Here is a 2,607-nt window from a genome sequence, read left to right as displayed (position 1 = left end):
TGTAGCTAACACTTGAAAAGGGACCCGGAACAACATTTAAAAAGTGCCCCACCCATGGGTATGTTTAACCGAACAAAATTGGTATATTCATAAAAACCAATGGCGTTCATAATATGTACCACATGGAAGAAAGAGATTCCATAATTCTCGCCTATAGGCGTGACGGATTGAGCATCCGTGAGATCGCCCGTCGTAACGGCATGAGCCGCAAGACTGTACGCAAGTATCTCCGGGCTTTCGAACAAGCGGTCGGTGACAACCCCGATGCGGAAGCAATGGACACGTACCTGCAGCAGCCGGTGCGCTATGACAGCAGCAAACGTGTCCGCAGAGTGATGAACCAGCAGGTGATGGAGGCGATAGACGGCTTCATGGCCCGCAACCGGTCTAATGCCGCGGCCGGATTGCGCAAGCAGCAGATGCGCAAGATTGACATGTGGCGCCGGTTGCGCGATCAAGGCATAGAGATTGCCTATTCGACGGTATGCCAGTATGTCCGTGCATTGGAAGTGGCGGTGTCCGCTCCAGCCAAGTCCCCGGCGGCGTTCATCCGCCAGGAGTATGAACCGGGGTTCCGGTGCGAGTTTGACTGGGGCGTGCTGACACTTTGGATTGCCGGTGTCAAGACGAAGCTGCACATGGCCGTGTTCACGATGAACCATAGCAACCTGCGGCGGGCATACCTGTTCTCCCGCGAGGACACGTTGGCCCTGATGGAAGCACACCGCAACTGCTTCCGTGCTTTGGGGGGCACGCCGCAAGTAATGGCCTACGATAACATGCGGGTGGCCGTCAAGAAGTTCCTTGGACAGGAGCGCGAACATACCGATGCCCTGCGCCGCATGGAACTCCACTATTGTTTCACCCCTCATTTCTGTAATCCGCGTTCGGGATGGGAGAAAGGTAAGGTGGAGCGTTCGGTGGAACATATCCGCCGGCGGGCTTTCGCCTATGATGTCCGTTTCGGTTCGCTGGAGCAGGCGCAGTGTCATCTTGACAAGGTCTGTGACAGGCTCAACGGGGAGGCTTCCAACATGTCTGCGCAAGAGAAGAAGGAGCGCGTACAGGCCGATATTGCGGCTTTGCGGCCGCTTGACCACGGTGACATGGGCTGCTTTGAGCAGCGGCATGCCCGTGTCGGGAAGTATTCCACCATTACCGTCGATGGTGTGCATTACTCTGTGCCTGACCGGCTTGTCGGTCGGGAGGTACCCATAAAGATGTATTCCGAGCGTATTGTCGTGCTTGACGGTCGCGACAAGGTAGCCACGCATGTACGCTCCCGGCGTCTCGGTGACTGGTGTATCGACCTGATGCACTATCTGGGCACGTTCCTTCGCAAGCCTGCGGCGTTGGGACGATCCACGGCCATGCGACAGGTACACCCGGACGTGGCGGCACTGTTTCGCAAACATTTTACGGATTCTCCCAGATCGTTTGTCGAACTGCTCGTGTTTACCCGTGACAACCAGCGCACTTATGCCGACATACTGGCTGCGGCAGACCGTCTGTCCTCCCGGGGACTCAAACGCCTGTCTTCCGAACAATTGAGCGCCGAGATGCTGGCCAGTGACGGCAATGGAACCGCAAACGTCCGTCAAGACGCGGCCACCCTGACCCCGTCCGATCCACAACAGACCGCCATTGAAGAATCGGCCTCACAGACATTGGACACACTTTCGGCGATGATCGGATGTGGCGCCACACAACAACCTGTAAACAAAGTTACCGTCTAACAACATAAAAATTGCATAGCAATGGAACAAAACGAAAATCAAGACTCCATACGCGAACGGATACGTGCGTATGCCTTCGACCTCAAACTCCCTCTGGTACGACGCGACATCGACCTGCTTATACAGCAAGGACTTGATGAACGATGGAACCTGTGGATGTTCACGGCCGAACTCCTGCGTCAGGAAAAAGAAAACCGCTCGGAGAACCAGCGTCGGCATCGCATCAAAAATGCCGCGTTCGCACAGTTGCGATACCTCAACGAAATAGACACGGACGCGCTTCCGCCAGAAGCGCGGAAGGCCTTGCCAAACCTTGAGACACTTGATTTCATCAAGGAAGGGCGCAACCTTATACTATACGGGAATCCCGGTACCGGAAAGACCCATCTGGCTACAGCCTTGGGGATTGCGGCCTGTAACGCGGGATACTCCGTACTGTTCACTTCCGTGCCCAGACTGCTTACGCAGATAAGGGAATGCCGGAACGCAATGACACTAAGGGCACTCGAGAACAAGTTCGAACGATACGACATGGTCATCTGCGACGAGTTCGGATACGTTTCTTGTGACAAGGCGGGAGCGGAGATGTTGTTCAACCATCTGTCACTCAGAACTGACAAGAAAACAACCGTCATTACAACAAATCTCGCATTCAACAGATGGGACGAGATTATTGCAGACAAAGTACTAGTTACAGCAATGGTAGACAGGCTAACGCACAAGGCGATTCTACTGAACATGACGGGAAAATCGTACAGAATGAAAGAAACACAAGATATGATAAATAAACAAATTTAATTAACTTTGCAAAACCTATCGGGTGGTACACGTTTCAAATGCTACCCGGGTCCCTTTTCAAGTGTTAGCTACA

Annotated in this window: 2 protein-coding genes; both read left to right on the top strand. The window is 53.6% G+C overall.

Annotated features, from left to right (window positions below):
• Positions 1 to 122 precede the first annotated feature (122 nt).
• Positions 123 to 1,736, top strand: a complete 1,614-nt coding sequence (istA, locus tag DW800_RS19145; RefSeq protein WP_016272705.1) for an IS21 family transposase — start codon at positions 123 to 125, stop codon at positions 1,734 to 1,736.
• 21 nt (positions 1,737 to 1,757) lie between these two features.
• Positions 1,758 to 2,534 carry an IS21-like element helper ATPase IstB gene (gene istB, locus DW800_RS19140; protein WP_117704170.1) on the top strand — a complete coding sequence of 259 codons (777 nt, stop codon included), beginning with the start codon at positions 1,758 to 1,760 and terminating at the stop codon, positions 2,532 to 2,534.
• Positions 2,535 to 2,607 lie beyond the last annotated feature (73 nt).

The organism is Bacteroides sp. AM32-11AC (genome assembly GCF_003603515.1).
GTDB classification, from domain to species: domain Bacteria; phylum Bacteroidota; class Bacteroidia; order Bacteroidales; family Bacteroidaceae; genus Bacteroides; species Bacteroides uniformis.
Note: the sequence above shows the minus strand (reverse complement) of the source record. Positions and strands in the feature narration are given on the sequence as shown.